The organism is Clostridium saccharobutylicum DSM 13864 (genome assembly GCF_000473995.1).
In the GTDB taxonomy this organism is placed as follows: domain Bacteria; phylum Bacillota; class Clostridia; order Clostridiales; family Clostridiaceae; genus Clostridium; species Clostridium saccharobutylicum.
The window spans coordinates 286,799-306,152 of the sequence record NC_022571.1; the positions used below are offsets into that span (position 1 = coordinate 286,799).

Annotated in this window: 11 protein-coding genes, 1 pseudogene and 1 riboswitch; of the genes and pseudogenes, 9 read left to right on the top strand and 3 right to left on the bottom strand. The window is 28.3% G+C overall.

The features are described 5' to 3' along the window. Positions 1–17: 17 nt before the first annotated feature. Entirely contained in the window at positions 18–2,228 is a 2,211-nt protein-coding gene (locus tag CLSA_RS01395) for a peptidase domain-containing ABC transporter (RefSeq protein ID WP_041716002.1), read from the bottom strand. Between the two features lie 865 nt (positions 2,229–3,093). Between CLSA_RS01395 and CLSA_RS01400 the strand changes: the two genes are divergently transcribed. The 5 genes from CLSA_RS01400 (at position 3,094) to CLSA_RS01420 (ending at position 9,628) form a co-directional block, all read left to right on the top strand. Then, the gene (locus tag CLSA_RS01400; RefSeq protein WP_022743621.1) at positions 3,094–4,533 is read left to right on the top strand and encodes an HlyD family secretion protein; all 1,440 of its coding nucleotides are present in this window, start codon (positions 3,094–3,096) and stop codon (positions 4,531–4,533) included. 5 nt (positions 4,534–4,538) lie between these two features. Beyond that, positions 4,539–5,276 carry an ABC transporter ATP-binding protein gene (locus CLSA_RS01405; protein WP_022743622.1) on the top strand — a complete coding sequence of 246 codons (738 nt, stop codon included), beginning with the start codon at positions 4,539–4,541 and terminating at the stop codon, positions 5,274–5,276. Further along, positions 5,267–6,538, top strand: a complete 1,272-nt coding sequence (locus CLSA_RS01410; protein ID WP_022743623.1) for an ABC transporter permease — start codon at positions 5,267–5,269, stop codon at positions 6,536–6,538. Before CLSA_RS01405 ends, CLSA_RS01410 begins: the two co-directional genes overlap by 10 nt. Before the next feature lie 322 nt (positions 6,539–6,860). After that, a riboswitch (SAM riboswitch) is annotated at positions 6,861–6,977 on the top strand. 239 nt (positions 6,978–7,216) lie between these two features. Then, positions 7,217–8,365, top strand: coding sequence for a trans-sulfuration enzyme family protein (locus CLSA_RS01415; RefSeq protein ID WP_022743624.1), 1,149 nt, complete (start codon positions 7,217–7,219; stop codon positions 8,363–8,365). A 126-nt stretch (positions 8,366–8,491) separates the two neighbouring features. After that, entirely contained in the window at positions 8,492–9,628 is a 1,137-nt protein-coding gene (locus CLSA_RS01420) for a trans-sulfuration enzyme family protein (protein WP_022743625.1), read from the top strand. Positions 9,629–9,984: 356 nt separating this feature from the next. Here the strand turns inward: CLSA_RS01420 and CLSA_RS01425 are convergent, their stop codons facing one another. Continuing rightward, positions 9,985–10,470 carry a MarR family winged helix-turn-helix transcriptional regulator gene (locus CLSA_RS01425; RefSeq protein WP_022743626.1) on the bottom strand — a complete coding sequence of 162 codons (486 nt, stop codon included), beginning with the start codon at positions 10,468–10,470 and terminating at the stop codon, positions 9,985–9,987. 734 nt (positions 10,471–11,204) lie between these two features. Between CLSA_RS01425 and CLSA_RS01430 the strand changes: the two genes are divergently transcribed. From CLSA_RS01430 to CLSA_RS01440, 3 genes and pseudogenes are all read left to right on the top strand, one after another. Then, entirely contained in the window at positions 11,205–12,551 is a 1,347-nt protein-coding gene (locus CLSA_RS01430) for a TolC family protein (RefSeq protein ID WP_022743627.1), read from the top strand. Positions 12,552–13,364: 813 nt separating this feature from the next. Next, entirely contained in the window at positions 13,365–15,191 is a 1,827-nt protein-coding gene (glmS, locus tag CLSA_RS01435) for a glutamine--fructose-6-phosphate transaminase (isomerizing) (RefSeq protein WP_022743628.1), read from the top strand. A 237-nt stretch (positions 15,192–15,428) separates the two neighbouring features. Beyond that, positions 15,429–16,754 (top strand): annotated as a pseudogene (locus tag CLSA_RS01440) (IS3 family transposase). Positions 16,755–17,092: 338 nt separating this feature from the next. Here CLSA_RS01440 and CLSA_RS01445 read toward each other — a convergent pair. Next, positions 17,093–17,476 carry a hypothetical protein gene (locus CLSA_RS01445; RefSeq protein WP_041716005.1) on the bottom strand — a complete coding sequence of 128 codons (384 nt, stop codon included), beginning with the start codon at positions 17,474–17,476 and terminating at the stop codon, positions 17,093–17,095. A gap of 463 nt (positions 17,477–17,939) precedes the next feature. On the opposite strand from CLSA_RS01445, the gene CLSA_RS01455 reads away from it, so the two are divergent. Beyond that, a protein-coding gene (locus tag CLSA_RS01455) for an IS3 family transposase (protein WP_418235954.1) occupies positions 17,940–19,261 on the top strand; the annotation gives its coding sequence in 2 pieces (ribosomal slippage) (positions 17,940–18,321 and positions 18,321–19,261; 1,323 coding nt in all). The last annotated feature ends 93 nt before the right edge of the window (positions 19,262–19,354 follow it).

The window sequence follows — 19,354 nt, forward strand, 5'->3', positions numbered from 1 at the left end:
TCCCCTTATGTTTTTTATTAATTATTAATTGTTGCTGCTATTTCATCTAAGTTTTCGATTGACTGTCCAGTCCATAAGTTATAATAGTATCCATAATTATTTAATAATTCTTTATGTTTACCCTGTTCAATTACTTGACCTTTATCAATAACATATATTTTGTTACATTTCATAATTGTACTTAATCTATGAGCGATTATTATAGTTGTTATATTGTTGGTGCATTCTTCCAGAGTATTTTGTATTGCTTTTTCTGTTATAGAATCCAAATTAGATGTTGCCTCATCCATTATTAATATTTCAGGTTTCTTTAATAATGCTCTAGCAATTGCTAATCTTTGCCTTTGTCCACCTGAAAGATTGCTTCCTTTCTCTTCTAAAAGAGTTCCATATCTTAGTGGTAAGCTATTTATATATTCATGTATTTGGGCTTTTTTACAAGCAGCTATAATTTCTTCATAATTTGCAGAGTAATTAGCAAATTGTAAGTTTTCCATTATTGTTCCTGAAAAGAAAAATGATTCTTGAGATATATAGCTAATCTTATCTCTTAATGATTCTTTATTTATATCCTTTATATTATAATTATTTAATAAAATTTCACCTTTCTCAATTTCATAAAATCCCATTAAAAGCTTTGCAATGGTAGTCTTTCCTGAACCGCTTTCTCCTACTAAAGCTATTTTTTCTCCAGCTTTTACATCTAGAGTTATATCTTTTAGAACTAATTGTCTTGTACCATATTTAAAATCAACATTTTTGAATTGTATCTCTCCAAGTAATGATTGTGGATTAATTTTTTTATCTTCATTTTTTGCTTTTTCGAGTTCCAAATCTAATATTTCACCTAATCTATCACTTGCTACTAGTGCGCTTTGTAATTGTGGCTGTAAATTTATTATTCTCTCTATTGGTTCAATAAAGTATGCAAGTAACGCATTAAAGCTTATTAATTCACCAATTGTTATTTCATTTTTTAAAATAAGAGTTCCTCCAAGCCATAAAATGCATATACTAAAAATACATTTAACCGCATTCTTAAATGACCCTTGAAGATTGTTTGTATATCCGTATTTAAATAAACTTTTAATAAATTTTATGAATTTCTTTTCAGTTTCTAAGTTTACCTTTCTTTCTCCGTTGAAAGCTTTTATTGTTTCTATTCCTTCTATAGATTCAACTAAATATGATATCAACATAGAATCATCTTGCATAACATTTCTATTTACTTTTTCTAATGGCTTTTTAAATAGAAATACTAAAATAAAGTATATGAATATAGGTATTAAACAGGTTATAAATAATTTTGCACTTTGCATATATAAAATTATTCCACCAGCAATGGCCATTAAAAGATCAATCATAATAGTCAATGTTGCAGATGAAATTGCATCTCTTATTTTTCCAGCATCAGTAAACCTTGAAATAATCTCACCTACTCGTCTTGTACCAAAAAAATTCATTGGTAAGTTAATAACATGGTTATAATATCCTAATAGTAATGGAATATCTATATTTTGAGACATATATAAAAGTAATAAACTTCTAAAAAACTCAGTTATAGTTTTAAATATAGCTAATACAATCATTGCTATAGATACTGTGATTAAGCTTCCATGTAAGTTACTTGGAAGTATATCATCTATTAAAAATTTAAAATAAAATGATCCTATAATTCCTAGAAGTGTTATCAATATGGATGATATAAAAACATTTGCTAGAAGATTCTTTTGAACTCTAATTAATCCCCAGAATCTCTCAAATAGTCCTTTAGTTTCATCACCCTTTTTAAATGAAGGTGTTGGAACCATTAGAATTAAAACTCCAGTCCAAATTTTAAAAAACTCCTCAGGTGTATATTTAATAATGCCATTCCCAGGATCTGCAATTAGAATTTCATTTTTAGAAACCCTATGTATAACAACATAATGCATTAAAGTGTCATTAATAATAACATGAGCTATTGAAGGTTTTGGGAATTCTTCAAATATATCTTCTGGTTTAGATACTTTTACCCCTTTAGCGGAGAAGCCTAAGATTTCAGCTGCTTTTACAATTCCATATGCGGAAGTACCTTGTAAATCAGTTCCAGAAATCTCTCTTATTCGAGATATAGGAATTTTTAATCCATACTGTTTTGAAATAGTTGCTAAACAAGCAACACCACAATCTTTCATATCATGTTGTTTAATGCAATAATATTTTTTTATTAAACTGAACGTTTTTATTCCTCCTTTTATAATGAAAATGAAATTAGTTAAATGGAAATAAATTATTTACATAAACTAACTAATAAAAATATATACACTATATTATGTTACAATTCAATAATAATTGCTTAAAAAGTAAATTATTAGCTATAAACGGAATTATCAGCCAAAATAATACAAATATTAACTAAAATTTCGTTTAATGTATAATTCTTTACGTTTAGATGAATATATATTTACATATTATATATATTATGTAAGTGCAGAAGATGAATTTTATGACTGAATAGTTATAAAATATTTATAATTAAATGGAGATCTTCCAAGGAAAATCTCCATTTATCTAAACTTAAAAAAATATATATTAAAAGCAAATATACTACATATTTCTATTATTAATTAAAATATTTCTTTTTATTACGAATGATATACTTTTTATGCTAATATTATTGAATTTTTACAAGGGATAGTGTATATATTTTTATGTCAGCTAACTTTATATATAGATTATGATTTGATAAAAGATACTATACTTAATATATAAATAACTAATTGAAATAAGAAAGGATTTAAATTACTAAAAGATAATTGTGGAGATTTATCTCTGAAATTATAGATAATATTATAGATAAACTTTTTAGTTTTTAATTACGCCTTAATAACTCCAAGTGTTTAAGAAAAATTTAATGTTCTTTTACACTTATATTAAATTAAGAATGTTATACTTAATTACATAATAAACTTATTTTGTGTAATCTATGGATTAAATAATGGTTGAAATAGGAGGAAGGTTAAGAAGAAGCTAAAAAATATCAAAAATATTTTGGTTATTTATATTATTCATAGATTAAAAAAGTTATGAAAAATGGGGGTAAATTTTAGAATGCTAAAATTGAATATCAAAAAATTAAAACCTAAAGGTATAAGTTCTAATACTTTAAAACCAAAAAGGAAATTAAAGGAAAAAGTGATGCTTTTAATTATTGCATTTATAGTAATTATAGCTTTTATAATAGGTAAAGTAATTATGCCTAAGCCATTACCAAGTGCTAAATGCACGACTTTGTCAAAAGGAGAAATTGTAAATAAGGTAAGTGTTTTGGGCAAAATAAAAAGTGAAGAGTCTACTAATATATATAGTACAGTAGATAATGTGATTAAAGAAGTTAATGTAAAAGAGGGAGACAAAGTTAAGGCAGGAGATGTTTTAGCGATATTAGATTCATCAGGATTGGAAAAAGATCTTGAACAACAAACAGCAGCTGCTGACGCAGATGATGCTAGTATTAGAGCCGATATTGATTCTACAAAAAAGGCATATGATGATGCATTACGATTACATGATGAAAGCGTGAATTCGGAAATAAAAAATGCTGAGGAAGCTTTAAGAGTAGCAAAGATTAATCTTGATGATAAAAATAAAATATATGAAAAGAATAAAACACTGTTTAGTGCAGGAGCAATTACAGAGAGCGATTTAGATAAAACTAAAATAGATTTTGAGACTGCAAGTTCAGATTATGAAAAAGCAAAAGTATCATTAGAAGATTCTAAAGCTAAATCTGACCAAGCATTAAATACAGCTAAAAGTAGTTATGATACAGCACAAGCAAAAGGCAGTGATAAAAGTAAGCGTATTGGAATTGAAAAATTAAAACAACAATTAGACAATTGTACAATTAAAGCTACTACCGATGGTACTATTACAAATGTAAATGCTGTTGTAGGAAATCCAGGTAGTGGAGTTTTATTTCAAATTGAGGACTTGGACAATATGGAAGTAACTGTACCAATTAAAGAAGTTGATATACCAAATGTTAAGTTAGGGCAAAGAACTGAAATAAAAACAGATGCAACTGGAGAGGAGATTATTTCTGGAGAAGTAACGAGTATTAATCCAGTTGCAGGAAAGGAAGTTATGCCTCAAAGTCAGGGTAAGTCAGGCAGTGGCATGCAACCTCAATCTCAGGATACAAGTTCAGATTCAGGATTTGAAGCTAAGGTTAAAATTAATGACAAGAACGAAAATATGAGAGTAGGAATGAGTGCAAGAGTAAATATTATTACAAGTGAAAAATCAGACATTTATTCAGTGTCATCAGAGAATATAGTTGGAGATGGAGATAATAAAAGTATATATGTAGCAGAAAAAGATGGTCAAAAACCAAATGAGTATATAATTAAGGAATTACCAATAAATACAGGACTTGAGTCTGATTTCAATATTGAAATTTCAGGTGAAGGAATTTCTGATGGAATATTCGTAATTGATGATCCTTCAACATATAAAGTTGGAGATAAAATCCAAATAAAAGAAGGGTGAGTTCTTTGAGTGAAAATGTAATAGAAATGAAGAATATTGTTAAAAGTTTTTATATTGGGACTCCTAATGAGTTGAATATACTTAAGAATATAGATATAACAGTAAAAAAAGGTGAATTTGTATCAATAGTTGGAACATCTGGTTCTGGTAAAAGTACTTTGATGAATATAATAGGAGCTCTGGATAGACCAACTTCTGGAACATATATTTTAGGTGGTACAGATGTTAATGAACAAACAGATAATGGATTGTCAGAAGTAAGAAATAAGAAAATAGGTTTTGTATTTCAAACATATAATTTAATACCAAGAAGTTCAGCTTTGAAGAATGTTGAATTGCCAATGCTGTACTATGGAATGAATAGACATGAGAGAAAGGAACGGGCAGAGCAACTTTTAGAACTAGTTGGAATGAAAGATAGAATGAAACACCAGCCAAATGAATTGTCAGGAGGACAGAAGCAAAGGGTAGCAATTGCCAGGGCGCTTGCCAATGATCCAAGTATAATACTTGCAGATGAACCAACTGGAGCACTTGATTCAGTAACAGGGAGGCTTGTTATGGATTTATTTCATAAGGTACATGAAGTAGAAGGCAAGACCATAGTTCTTATAACTCATAACTATGAACTTGCAGAAGAAACAGAGAGAATTATAACATTAAAGGATGGAAAGATAGTAGCAGAAGAGTATAATGATAAGTATATAAGAAGATTTCCAAATGGTGAAAAGATATGTTTATAAAGGAGAATATATTACTTGCAATAGCAGGTTTAAAATCAAGTAAAATGCGTGCGCTATTGACAATGCTTGGAATTATAATAGGAATATCATCTGTCATAGCAATTTTTTCCATTGGAAATGCAATTACTTCTACAGTTTCAAGCGAATTGGATAAATTAGGTGGCAATAATATGTCTGTTCGGATAAAAGAAAAAAGTGAAGACAATGATCAAGGAGAAAGCAGATCAAGTAAATCACTAGAAGATAGAGATCTTATTTCTTTGGATCAAATAAATTCAATTCAGCAAACATTTTCGGATAGAATTAGCAGTATAAGTATAGAGACAGATTCGGGAAATGGAAAAGTAAAGGATGGATATTTATATAATAATATAGCTGTTACAGGAGTAAATGACGGATATAAGGATGTTAATGGTGTCAAATTAATTAATGGAAGATTTATTTCTGACAAGGATATTAAAGGAATGAAAAAAGTTGCTGTAGTTTCGGATAAACTTGTTAATAATATGTTTAAGGGTAAGAATAATCCTTTAGGTAAAGAAATTAAAGTTTATATAGAAGGTAACATCGAAACATATGTTGTTATAGGGGTATATGAATATGAGCCCCCTTCTTTTCTTGAAGGGGGAGGAACTGCTACAAAAGAAAAAGATATACAAACTAATTTATATATTCCTATAACGACAGCAAAAGCAGGAGAAGAATATAAAAATTATTATAGTTTCATGATTAAGCCTAATACGAATACTGATTCAGAAAAGCTTATGAAAGATATGAAAAAATATACAGATAAATTATATAAGGATAATAAAAATTGGACATTAGAAGTTAGGAACTTTAAAAATCAAGCACAATCATTTACAACGATACTTAATTCAATATCATTGGGTGTATCTGTAATTGCAGCTATAGCTTTACTTGTAGGTGGAATAGGTGTAATGAACATAATGCTTGTATCTGTTACAGAAAGAACAAGAGAAATAGGAACAAGAAAAGCTCTTGGGGCTAAGAGTATTCATATAAAAATGCAGTTTATAACGGAATCAGTTATAATATGTACAATTGGTGGAATTATAGGAATGATACTTGGAATTGGAATGGCGGCAATTACATGTAAATGCTTAAAGTTACCAGTATCTGTATCTGCTCCGATAATTTTAATAAGCTTTACATTCTCAATGGCAATTGGAGTATTCTTTGGGTATTACCCTGCTAAAAAAGCAGCCAGCCTTGATCCAATTGAAGCATTAAGATATGAATAATAAGGCACATTCAAATAAATATGGAGAGATAATTAATTTAAATGAAGTTAATATTTCTTATTAATCTAAGGCACAATCAAAAATAATAGATCAGTATGCTTCCATATTTTACGTCATGCTTCATCAGTAAATTTAGCTAATAGAGCCACTATGAGCTGAATTCATCTCCTTGTCTGACAATAAATATGCACCGTATCTTTGGTCTATTATTTTTTTGCTTATAATTAATTACATAGAAAGTCGATAAATTTACTAAAAAATGTTGACATAAAGGTTTTATCAAGTATAATTAATAGTGACAATTAAATATTTAGATAAGTTAATCTTATTAAGAGTGGTGGAGGGACCGGCCCTATGAAGCCCAGCAACCTGAAAAAATCTTCATTTAAATTTTTTCGTTGGTGCTAATTCCTGCAGGAGAAATCCTGAGAAATGAGAGGAAAATTAAGTTTCATTAAAACTTATTATTATGACTATTTTGTCACTTCTTATTTCGAGAAGTGACTTTTTTATTTGCAAAATTAATATAATTTTTAAAGTTACAATTAATTTTGAGTGTTTGAATTTTATCTTTGGAACTATAAAACTAAATATAAAATAAGGCACATTCAAATAATAAAAAACAATTTAGGTACATATCTAAAATTAAAGAATCAAGTAAATAGAGGGGGCATAAAAATGACAATAAAAAAATCGTTTGAAACAATTGCAGTTAATGGAGTATCAGGTGGAGATAGAAGAACAGGGGCAATAAGTTTTCCTATATATCAATCTGCTACATTTAGACATAATGGATTAAATAATAGTACAGGGTATGATTATTCAAGAGCTCAAAATCCAACAAGAGAAGAAACTGAAAAGACATTAGCAAGTTTAGAAGGTGGAAATGAGGCGATAGGTTTTTCAACAGGAGTAGCAGCAATTACAGCCTGTATAAACTTATTTAAGGCTGGTGATCATGTTATTTTATCAGATGATTTATATGGTGGAACTTATAGATTATTTAGTGAAACTTATAAGGAATTTGGATTAGAAGCTACATTTGTAGATACAACCGATACAACAAGTATAGTAGAAGCTATAAATGAGAATACAAAGGCAATGTTTATAGAAACTCCTTCAAATCCAATGATGAAAGTAACTGATATAAAAGCAGTAGCTCAAATAGCTAAAGAGCATGATTTATTATTAGTTGTAGATAATACTTTCTTAACACCATATTATCAAAGGCCATTAGAACTTGGAGCTGACATAGTAATTCATAGTGGAACTAAATTTTTAGGTGGCCATCATGATTTATTAGCAGGATTTATAGTTGCAAATGATAATAATATAATAGAAAGATTGAGAAGAATTCATATGTCAACAGGAGCGACATTATCTCCATTTGATTCATGGCTAGTTTTAAGAGGAATTAAGACGTTACACATAAGATTAGACAGAGCACAAGAGAATACTTTGAAGGTAGCAAAATTTTTAGATAACAATCCTAAAATTGAAAAAGTATATTATGTAGGATTAGAAAATTTTGATGGATATGAATTGAATAAGAAGCAAGCAACTGGATTTGGAGCAACATTATCGTTTAGAGTTAAAGATAAATCATTAATAGAAAAAATACTTAATAATGTAAAAGTAATAAGATTTGCAGAAAGTTTAGGTGGAGTTGAAACATTAATAACATATCCAATTACTCAAACACATTCAGAAATTCCAGAAGAAATTAAGAAAAGATTAGGTGTTGATGAATATTTACTTAGATTATCAGTTGGTATAGAAAACGTAGATGATTTGATAAATGATTTGGATAATGCAATAGGAAAATAAATTTTATGTTTTAATAAGGGACAATCAAAAAAATAATAAATTAGTATACTAGCATATTTGTTTTATTATTTTCTTTCAGGTGATTAATAAGCAAAATAAAATAAAAATAAGAATGGGGCGTTAAATATGAATTTTGGAACTAAATTAATACATGCAAGCGGAGATATAGATCCAGCAACAGGATCTGTAAGTACTCCAATATATCAAACATCAACTTTTCATCAATTTGATATAGATAACTTTGGAAAATATGACTATTCAAGATCTGGAAATCCAACTAGAGATGTATTGGAAAAGTTAATTGCAGAGCTTGAAGGCGGAGAAAGAGGTTTTGCATTTGCATCAGGAATGGCAGCAATTGCATCAGTATTATCGATATTTTCAGCTGGAGATCACATTATAATTTGTGGTGATGTTTATGGTGGAACATATAGAGCAGCAACAAAATTATTTTCAAGATTTAATATTGATTTTACTTTTGTAGATGCATCAAATATTGAAGAGATAAGAAGCGCTTTTAAGGAAAATACAAGAGGACTTTATTTGGAAACACCTTCAAATCCATTATTAAAAGTTACGGATTTAAGAGCTGCTAGTAGAATTGCTAATGAGCATAATGCAATAACAATAGTAGATAACACTTTTATGTCTCCATACCTTCAAAGACCATTAGAACTTGGAGCAGATATAGTAGTTCATAGTGCAACTAAATTTTTAGGTGGGCATAGTGATGTATTAGCAGGACTTGTTGTTACTAAAACTAAAGAACTTAGTGATAGGGTTTATCAAGTGCAAAATACATTTGGTGCTGTTCTTGGACCACAAGATTCATGGCTTTTAATTAGAGGAATTAAAACTTTAAAAGTTAGACTTGATGCACTTCAAAAAAGTGCACAAAAATTAGCAGAGTGGCTTGAAGGAAGAGATGAAGTAGAAAAAGTTTATTATCTTGGACTTGAGTCAATGGAAGGAAGAGAGTTACACTTAGAGCAAGCATATGGTGCAGGTGCAGTTTTATCATTTAAATTTAAAGATATAGAAAGAACAACAATATTTTTAAACAATGTAAAAAATGTAGCTGTAGCAGTAAGCTTAGGTAGTGTTGAAACTATAGTTTCATATCCAGCTAAAATGAGCCATGCAGCAATTCCAAAGGAAGAAAGAGAACAACTTGGAATTACAGATACATTAATAAGAGTGTCTGTAGGATTAGAAGATATAGATGACTTGTTAGGTTCATTCCAAGAAGCAATAGAAAAATAGATAAAGCTTTGGATTTAGATTTATGTGGTGACTAACCGAAATGAGAAATATTTTTGTTACGTAGGACTATGAAAATGTCGCTGAAAGGTTCTAAATAGATGGTTGCATTCACTTTAGCATGTTCCCACTGTTCAGTGTGACAGGCTAAAGTGGAACAACCATCTATTTAGAACCTTAAGCAGATCATTTTCAAGGCCTACTACACAAAAATATTTCTCATTTCTAGTAGATATATTAACCACAAATAAGTCTAATTCTTAAATTGGATATTCATACATGTTCCTTAAGCAAGTTAATGACATGCAAGAATGGAACAACTTCTGCCGAAGAAATCCTACAGTCATTTTCACAATCACCTATTTAAGCTTTTTAAGTACAGTTATAACATTTGATAAAGAGTTATCTAATGTAGAAACTTCGTTATCAGAAAGAGATGATATTTTTTCAGCTAACGAATATGAGAATGCTTTACGAAAAGCATTTAATAAATCATAAGCTTTTTCAGTTAGTTCAACTCTAAGAATTCTTCTGTCGTTAGAATCAGGGTATCTATTAACTAATCCACAATTAATTAAATTATCTATAATTGGAGTCATATTAGATTTTGATATTCCTAAACTATATGCTATTTGAGAAATGGGAGATGAATTATAGTTTAGAAGGTAAAAAACAACTCTAGCATGTGAAGGTGGAATTGAAAGGTCTGAAAAGTGCTCTTTTTCATTATCAAATGTTAATTGAAAAATTTTTGCTATGTCCTGCACATTAGTTATACTATTTTGAATAATACATAAAAAGTCTACCATTGAATCTGCGACTTTGAATAAATTATCTTTATCCATATTGAAACAATCCTTCCTAAGAGAATATATGAGTAAATTATAAACTATTAATAAGGCATAATCAAAAAAATAACCAATTCATCTGCTAAGCCTATTTTTATCATAGGAAGCTCGACTCGCATGCGCTTGTTGAGTAAGCGATTCATACCAAATCATAGATTTGGGTTCATTGCTCATGTCAGCATATTCACCTAATATCCCACTGGAAGATCAATATGTTTTCTTACCTGATGAAAAATAATCATGACATTTTGGAATTGTTATTTTCTTTCATATGCCTAATTTGAAAACAACATAAAAGGTTATTGACTTATAATAGTTATAAAAATATAATCAATATTATGAAATAGTATCCTATGATATTAATAATTTGGGAAATTAATTCTTACATATTGAATATATTTCAAAATATAATTTAGAATTAAGTTTCATTTAAGGAAAATAAAATATATTTTGATTATTATTAATATTAATTAGTTGAAATTGTTGTTGGAAATATATTGGGGTATTATAATTTAATTAATATTTTAGATAATTTACAACAATTTAGTTTATAATTAGTTAATATATATATGATAAACTTTAGTTTAGAGTTATGTGTGTAAATTATTAAAAAGTCAAATATTAAATAACATTACATTATATAAAGTTTAATTAAATAAAGTAGTTTATAGATTTTAAATAGATTATATATTTTCATAAGTAAGTCAAAATTTACGAAGAGGTGAAATAAAATGAGAAAGAACATAAATAAGATAATAGCAATAGCTATTGGAATAAGTGTAATGAGTGCAAATTCTCTACCAGTATTTGCAAGTGAAACAGGACAAGCTACAGCATCAGTAAGCACAAGCTCACAAAGTGTACAAAAGAATATACTTACTGTACAACAAGCTGTAGATGCAGCAATAGCAAATAGTGATAAGTTAAAATTAAAGACTAAGGAAATACAAAAATATAGAGATGAAATTAAAGTTCAAAGAAAAATTAATGATGCAAAAAAGGATGTTGCTGGGGACCTTGATCATGATGCAAAGAAAGTTATAGACTTTCCTTATGATAAGCTTAATATAACAGCAGATCAAACAGAACAAGAACAAAATTTTATGAAAGATCAAATTAAAAATGATATTACAAGTCAATATAATGACATTGTTTCAACTGAAGTAGCAATAGATAAAGCAAAAAAGAACATAGAAATACAAACTACTAAATTGAATAATTTAAAATTAAAGAATCAATTGGGGTTAACAATAGATACAGATGTAACATCAACACAACTTCAAATTCAGACTTTGAAAGATACTGTAACAGCTAAGGAAAATACTTTAAAAGACAAAAAAGATTATTTTCAAGTATTAACAAATTTGAATTTAGATAATTATACTTTTGATCATAGTTTAGATTATAAGACATTTAGAATAGATGGAACTATTGATAAATATGTTTCAGATAAATTAGATGAATATTTTAAATACAATGAAAAGATGTTTAATCTTGCTAAAGATAATGTTGGAAATGTAAAATCTGCTAGTGATTATGATGCAGATGTTGATGATCAAATACATGATTTCAAAGAACCTAATAAAAGTAGCTATTCAGATATAACAACAACAGCTGCTGTTAAAATTAAAAATGCTGATGGAACTACTACTAGTGGAGAAGTCATTAATAATATTTCCGCAGAATCTCAGTGGAAAAGTGCAGAGAGTACTTATGAGTCTGATTTAAGCAATTATAGCGGTTACTTAGATTTAAAATATAGCGTTGATAGCAGTAGAGTTACGATAGATGAATCAAAGAAGACTTTAACAAACGCAATAAAAGGATTATATTCACAAGTGCTTGATTTAGAAAATCAAATTGCCCAAGTACAAGAAAATATTAAGTTAACTAATAAACAGCTTGAATTTGCAAAATTACAATATGATTTAGGATTAACAACAAAATCAGATTATGATAACACTGTGTTAAAAGCTCAAGATCTTGATACAAATTTAAGAACTCTTATTAATAACTACAATATATTAAAAGATAAAATTCAAGAACCATGGTTAGTTGCTGGTAGTAGCAATCAATAAATTAGATATAGATGATTTAAAGTAAAAATATAGAATGCTTTTTAAATATTGAAAATTGGGAGTATAAAATGAAAGTAAGATATCAAATTTTCATTTTAGATTCTCAATTTTCTTTTATTTTTTTATGTGAATTAAATAAAAAAATGTACAAATTTAAGTGAAAAGTAATATTATATATTATAGACAAAATTTTTTTATATGATAAAATATACGCAAGGGTGTGAAATCCATATGGAAAGGTGTGGTAGTATAAAGAATATAAATTTTAGATGAAAGAACTAAAAGCGCCAGAACTTAAGTGGTAATTTAAATTATAAATTTAAATTGTTAAATAAAACTTAGTGGTTGTATTTTTATAAGTGAAATTTAATTTGATAAATTATAGATGAGATGAAAATTAACTATCTTATAATTAGTTTATTGATTAAATCTAAGTGGATTTCTTATTAAGGAAATTCAATTCACATACGTTCACTGAGTAAGTTCGATTAGCCAAATCATAGATTTGGAATCTCACTTAAGTTGACGAGGTTGGGGAGTTATCGAAACTTCGGCGGGTGCCCCACGGTAAAAGGTATCTTTATGCAATCATTTTTGTTAAGATACTGAAAGCACTACCGTTAACGACTGGCAAAACTTTAAAGTGATTTAAAGTACAAATCCAGTTAGGTGTTAAAGCCTTCTAAAGTTTAAAGCTTTAAGGGGTGCTAGGATAATTATGCTCTTTTTTAGATTTAGCTAGCACAGAGATTTAAACTTAGATAAAAATTAGATTTTAATTTATTATGTAAAGAAAAGGAAGGAAGATATAATATGTGCGGAATAGTAGGATATTTAGGAAGTGGAAGAGCAACATCATTTTTAATTAATGGATTATCAAAATTAGAATATAGAGGCTATGATTCAGCCGGAGTTGCTGTTCTTAATGAAGGAAATATAGAAGTTAGAAAATTTAAGGGACGTTTAGCTAATTTAGCTAATAATATAAATGAAAATCCTGTTGAAGGAAATATCGGAATTGGTCATACTAGATGGGCAACTCATGGAGCTCCATCAGATGTAAATTCACATCCACATTTAAACAGCAAAGAAACAATTGCTGTAGTTCAAAATGGTATAATAGAAAATTATTTAACTCTTAGAACATGGTTAAAAGGAGAAGGATATACTTTCAAATCAGAAACTGATACAGAAGTTATTCCAAATTTAATTGATTACTATTATAAGGGAGATTTATTTGAAGCTGTTAAGAAAGCACTTAAAAGACTTGAAGGAAGCTATGCTTTAGGAGTGGTTTGCAAAGATGAACCGGATAAATTAATAGCTGTTAGAAAAGAATGTCCATTAATAGTTGGACTTGGAAAGGATGAGTCATTTATAGCATCTGATATTCCAGCAGTATTAAGCTATACAAGAGATGTATATCTTTTAGAGGATCATGAAATTGCTGTACTTTCAAAAGATGGAGTTAAGCTTTATAGTGAAGATGGAAAAGAAGTTCAAAAAGAAATATACCATGTAACATGGAGTGAAGATGCAGCTGAAAAAGGTGGATTTGAAGATTTCATGTTAAAAGAAATTCATGAACAACCAAGAGCTATAAGAGATACTATGGCTGGAAGAATTTCAATGGATCATGACATTGTATTAGATGATTTAAAAATAACAAAGGAAGATTTAGAAAATACCGACAGAGTATTTATAGTAGCTTGTGGTACAGCTTATCATGCTGGACTTGTAGGTAAAAACTTAATTGAATCTCTTGCAAAAATCCCAGTTGAAGTTGATATTGCATCAGAATTCAGATATAGAAATCCATTAGTTACAGAAAAATCTTTAGTTATAGTTGTAAGTCAATCAGGAGAAACAGCTGATACTTTAGCAGCACTTAGAAATTCTAAAAATATAGGAGCTACAGTTATTGCATTAACTAATGTAGTAGGAAGTTCAGTTTCAAGAGAAGCAGATCATGTATTATATACACTTGCTGGTCCAGAAATTTCGGTTGCTTCAACTAAAGCATATACAACTCAAATTATTGGAATGTATATGATAGCTATGAAATTTGCTGAATTATTAGGTAAATTAAAGAGCGATAGATTAGATAAATTAAAAGAAGAATTATTAGATTTACCAGAAAAGGTAGAGCTAGTTTTAGAAGATAAAGAATTAATAAAAGCTATAGCTGAAAAAGTATATGATGAAAATGATATGTTCTATTTAGGTAGAGGATTAGATTATGCATTAGCATTAGAAGGTTCACTTAAATTAAAAGAAATATCATACATCCATGCTGAAGCATATGCTGGTGGAGAATTAAAACATGGTCCTATAGCATTAATTGAAGAAGGAACAAAAGTTGTAACTTTATTAACTCAAGAAGCTTTAAGAGAAAAAATGGTAAGTAATATTGTTGAAATTAAAGCTAGAGGTGCAGAAGTTATTGGCGTTTGTTATGAAGGAACTAAGGGATTAGAAGAAGTTTTAGATAATGTTATATATATCCCAAGAACTATAGATATATTTGCACCAGTACTTGGAGTTGCAGTGCTTCAATTATTCTCATACTATGTAGCTAAAGCTAAAGGCTGCGATATTGATAAGCCAAGAAACTTAGCTAAATCTGTTACTGTAGAATAATAAAATTAATTGTAAGAAGGATTTTTGTAGATTTATAACAAAGTTTGATTAAAACTTAAAAAGTTGGTAATGCTATATAATAATGAATAGCATTATAGAAATATTAATAATAAGTCATACAAGGCTAGACATTTTATAAAATGGAACCTATGAAATAGACACTTAAAAAAGACTATTTTTATAGGTTCTTTTTTTGTACAATAAAATCAAGTATAAATTCAGTCAGGATGTGAACTAATGAGTAAAAAACTATTTACTAATGAAGAAATTGAATTGTTATCAAAGAATAAATATATATAAAACGTCACAAATAAAGCAATCACGTATACAGATGAATTTAAAATACTTTTTATCGCTGAGCGTAGCAAAGGTAAACTACCTATTTATATTTTTCAGGATGCAGGATTTGATACAGATGTTATTTGGAAATAATAGAATTTGGTGCGCAAGTAAAAGATGGCGCAATGTTTATAATGAATCAGGAGAGCCTGGATTGAGAGATTCTCGAAAATTAAATAGTGTTAGTTCACTAAAACGTGAACTAACCGTGAATGAAATAATAGTTAAAAAAGATGCTGAAATTGCTTATTGGAAAGCGGAGGCAGAACTATTAAAAAAAATCGAGCTGCAAGAAAGGCAGGTGAAAAATAATAAATTAAGTTCAACATCAATATTCAAGATCATACAGAGTATAATTTCAAAATACAGTTATAAAAATATAATTTCTCATTTATGCAAAATAGCTAAAGTCTCTAGATCAGGATATTATAATTATTTAAATTCAAGTAATAAGCATAATTCTAAAGATGAAAAGGATTTAGAATTAAAGCATATAATTTTTAAAGCATATAATCATAGAGGCTACAAGAAAGGATCACTCTCTATAAAAATGGTTCTAGAACATGAATTTAATAGAGTAATAAATCGCAAGTGTATACAAAGAATTATGAGAAAATATAATATTGTGTGTCCAATTAGAAAGGCAAACCCTTATCGTAGAATGATGAAAGCTATTAAAGAACATACAGTTCTACCTAATACTTTGAACAGAGAATTCAAACAAGGTTTGGTCGGTAAGGTATTATTAACTGATATAACTTATTTAACATATGGAGCAACTAATAGAGCCTATTTATCTACGATTAAAGATGCTTCTACAAATGAAATTCTCTCGTATCATCTTTCAGAAAGTCTTACATTAGATATAGCTACTGAAACTGTTAAAAAGCTGATGAGGAATCATAAAAAATTACTTGATAAAGACGTTTTTATTCATTCAGATCAAGGTGTTCATTATGCTAGTCATAGATTTCAAAAACTTCTTAAGAAATATAAAATTGGGCAATCCATGTCTAGACGTGGAAACTGTTGGGACAACGCACCGCAGGAATCATTTTTGGACATATGAAAGATTAAATAGACTTAAAAATTTGTACAACATTTTATGAATTAGAATCAACAATTAATAATTATATGGATTACTATAATAATTATTACAGGTATCAATGGGAAATTAAAAAGCCGGTCCCTGTTCAATATCGGGACCAGCTTTTAGCTACCTAGTCTTTTTCAAAATGTCCTTGACATAGGAATCATTTTAAATATACCTGAGGTAGAACTATGCTTTAATTATCATTGAAAACTGGAGACAAGAAATAATAATTATTACTATTGCAAGCATACCAATGTAGTCATGGAAAGTAGAAACGGTAAAATTAATGGTATTCAACGCAGACACTATCTTGCAAGAGATGAAGACTATTACTAAGGAAGAATCTTATTAGAATGTAATAATTAATTCTTGACAGTTTAAGCTCTCAAGAACACATTTAGGTATTGATTTATTAAAAGTATACTAAATTCAAATTATAAATATTCCAAAAATAACTTGCTTATTTATACTACAAGTTAAAAGGTTTCCTTTTTCTATTTATGCAGATTGCCATTAATATTGGAAGTATTAATGATAAAATGATTGTCCATTTAAAACCACTATCCATAATTGTATTAATTAAATCAAGAATAATAAGTAAAAAATAAGAATATACACCTATGGATTTCTTAAATAAAATAAGAATAATTGCTATAAGCAGTAGTAGTTGTAATATTAAGCTTATGGTCATTTGAGCATTTGTTAGTGGTAGTGTAATGCCTTGTTTAGTAAGTGAAGCTTTTTGTGTCAATAATACTACTGTTCCAAATATACTCGCTATACAAAGTATAATATAAATAATTGATATTATTATTATTCCAGCGCCTAATTTTTGTGATTGTGAATTTTCCATAATAAACCTCGCAATATCTTTTTTGTACATAATATCATATATTTTCATTAATTTCAAATATTTATAAGTTAAGATAGAACAATAGCAACTTTAACACTTTGGGTCTCAGAAATTCCATCGGCAGGAACAAATATTACATTAATTTAATGCCTTCAAGTATTTCTATTATAAATTTTTAATGATAGTTATTATATTAATCATTTTAAGAATCGACTTATTAAATAGCCATAGTATTGAATGCTGACGTAAAATGCTAATATATGTTGCACAATTATACTTAAGTATAAATATATTACAAATTCTTGTAATATAAAAATTAGCAAAATATCTTTGAATAAAATTTAATAAATTGGCTATGTTTTTAAAATGGAACCTATGAAATAGACACTTAAAAAAGACTATTTTTATAGGTTCTTTTTTTGTACAATAAAATCAAGTATAAATTCAGTCAGGATGTGAACTAATGAGTAAAAAACTATTTACTAATAAAGAAATTGAATTGTTATCAAAGAATAAATATATAAAAAACGTCACAAATAAAGCAATCACGTATACAGATGAATTTAAAATACTTTTTATCGCTGAGCGTAGCAAAGGTAAACTACCTATTCATATTTTTCAGGATGCAGGATTTGATACAGATGTTATTGGAAATAATAGAATTTGGTGCGCAAGTAAAAGATGGCGTAATATTTATAATGAATCAGGAGCGCTTGGATTGAGAGATTCTCGAAAATTAAATAGTGGTCGTCCACTAAAACGTGAACTAACCGTGAATGAAATAATAGCTAAAAAAGATGCTGAAATTGCTTATTGGAAAGCGGAGGCAGAACTATTAAAAAAATCGAGCTGCAAGAAAGGCAGGTGAAAAATAATAAATTAAGTTCAACATCAATATTCAAGATCATACAGAGTATAATTTCAAAATACAGTTATAAAAATATAATTTCTCATTTATGCAAAATAGCTGAAGTCTCTAGATCAGGATATTATAATTATTTAAATTCAAGTAATAAGCGTAATTCTAAAGATGAAAAGGATTTAGAATTAAAGCATATAATTCTTAAAGCATTTAATCATAGAGGCTACAAGAAAGGATCACGCTCTATAAAAATGGTTTTAGAACATGAATTTAATAGAGTAATAAATCGAAAGTGTATACAAAGAATTATGAGAAAATATAATATTGTGTGTCCAATTAGAAAGGCAAACCCTTATCGTAGAATGATGAAAGCTACTAAAGAACATACAGTTCTACCTAATACTTTGAACAGGGAATTCAAACAAGGTTTGGTCGGTAAGGTATTATTAACTGATATAACTTATTTAACATATGGAGCATCTAATAGAGCCTATTTATCTACTATTAAAGATGCTTCTACAAATGAAATTCTCTCGTATCATCTTTCAGAAAGTCTTACATTAGATATAGCTACTGAAACTGTTAAAAAGCTGATGAGGAATCATAAAAAATTACTTGATAAAGATGTTTTTATTCATTCAGATCAAGGCGTTCATTACACTAGTCCTAGATTTCAAAAACTTCTTAAGAAATATAAAATTGGACAATCCATGTCTAGACGCGGAAACTGTTGGGACAACGCCCCGCAGGAATCATTTTTTGGACATATGAAAGATGAAATAGACTTAAAAATTTGTACAACATTTTACGAATTAGAATCAACAATTAATAATTATATGGATTACTATAATAATTACAGATACCAATGGGGACTTAAAAAGCTGGCTCCTGTTCAATATCGGGACCAGCTTTTAGCTGCCTAGCCTTTTTCAAAATGTCCTTGACATAGGGACCATTTTATTTAATATAATGTTGAAATATAGCCTAAAAAATTATAGATGGAATTGTCCACCTAT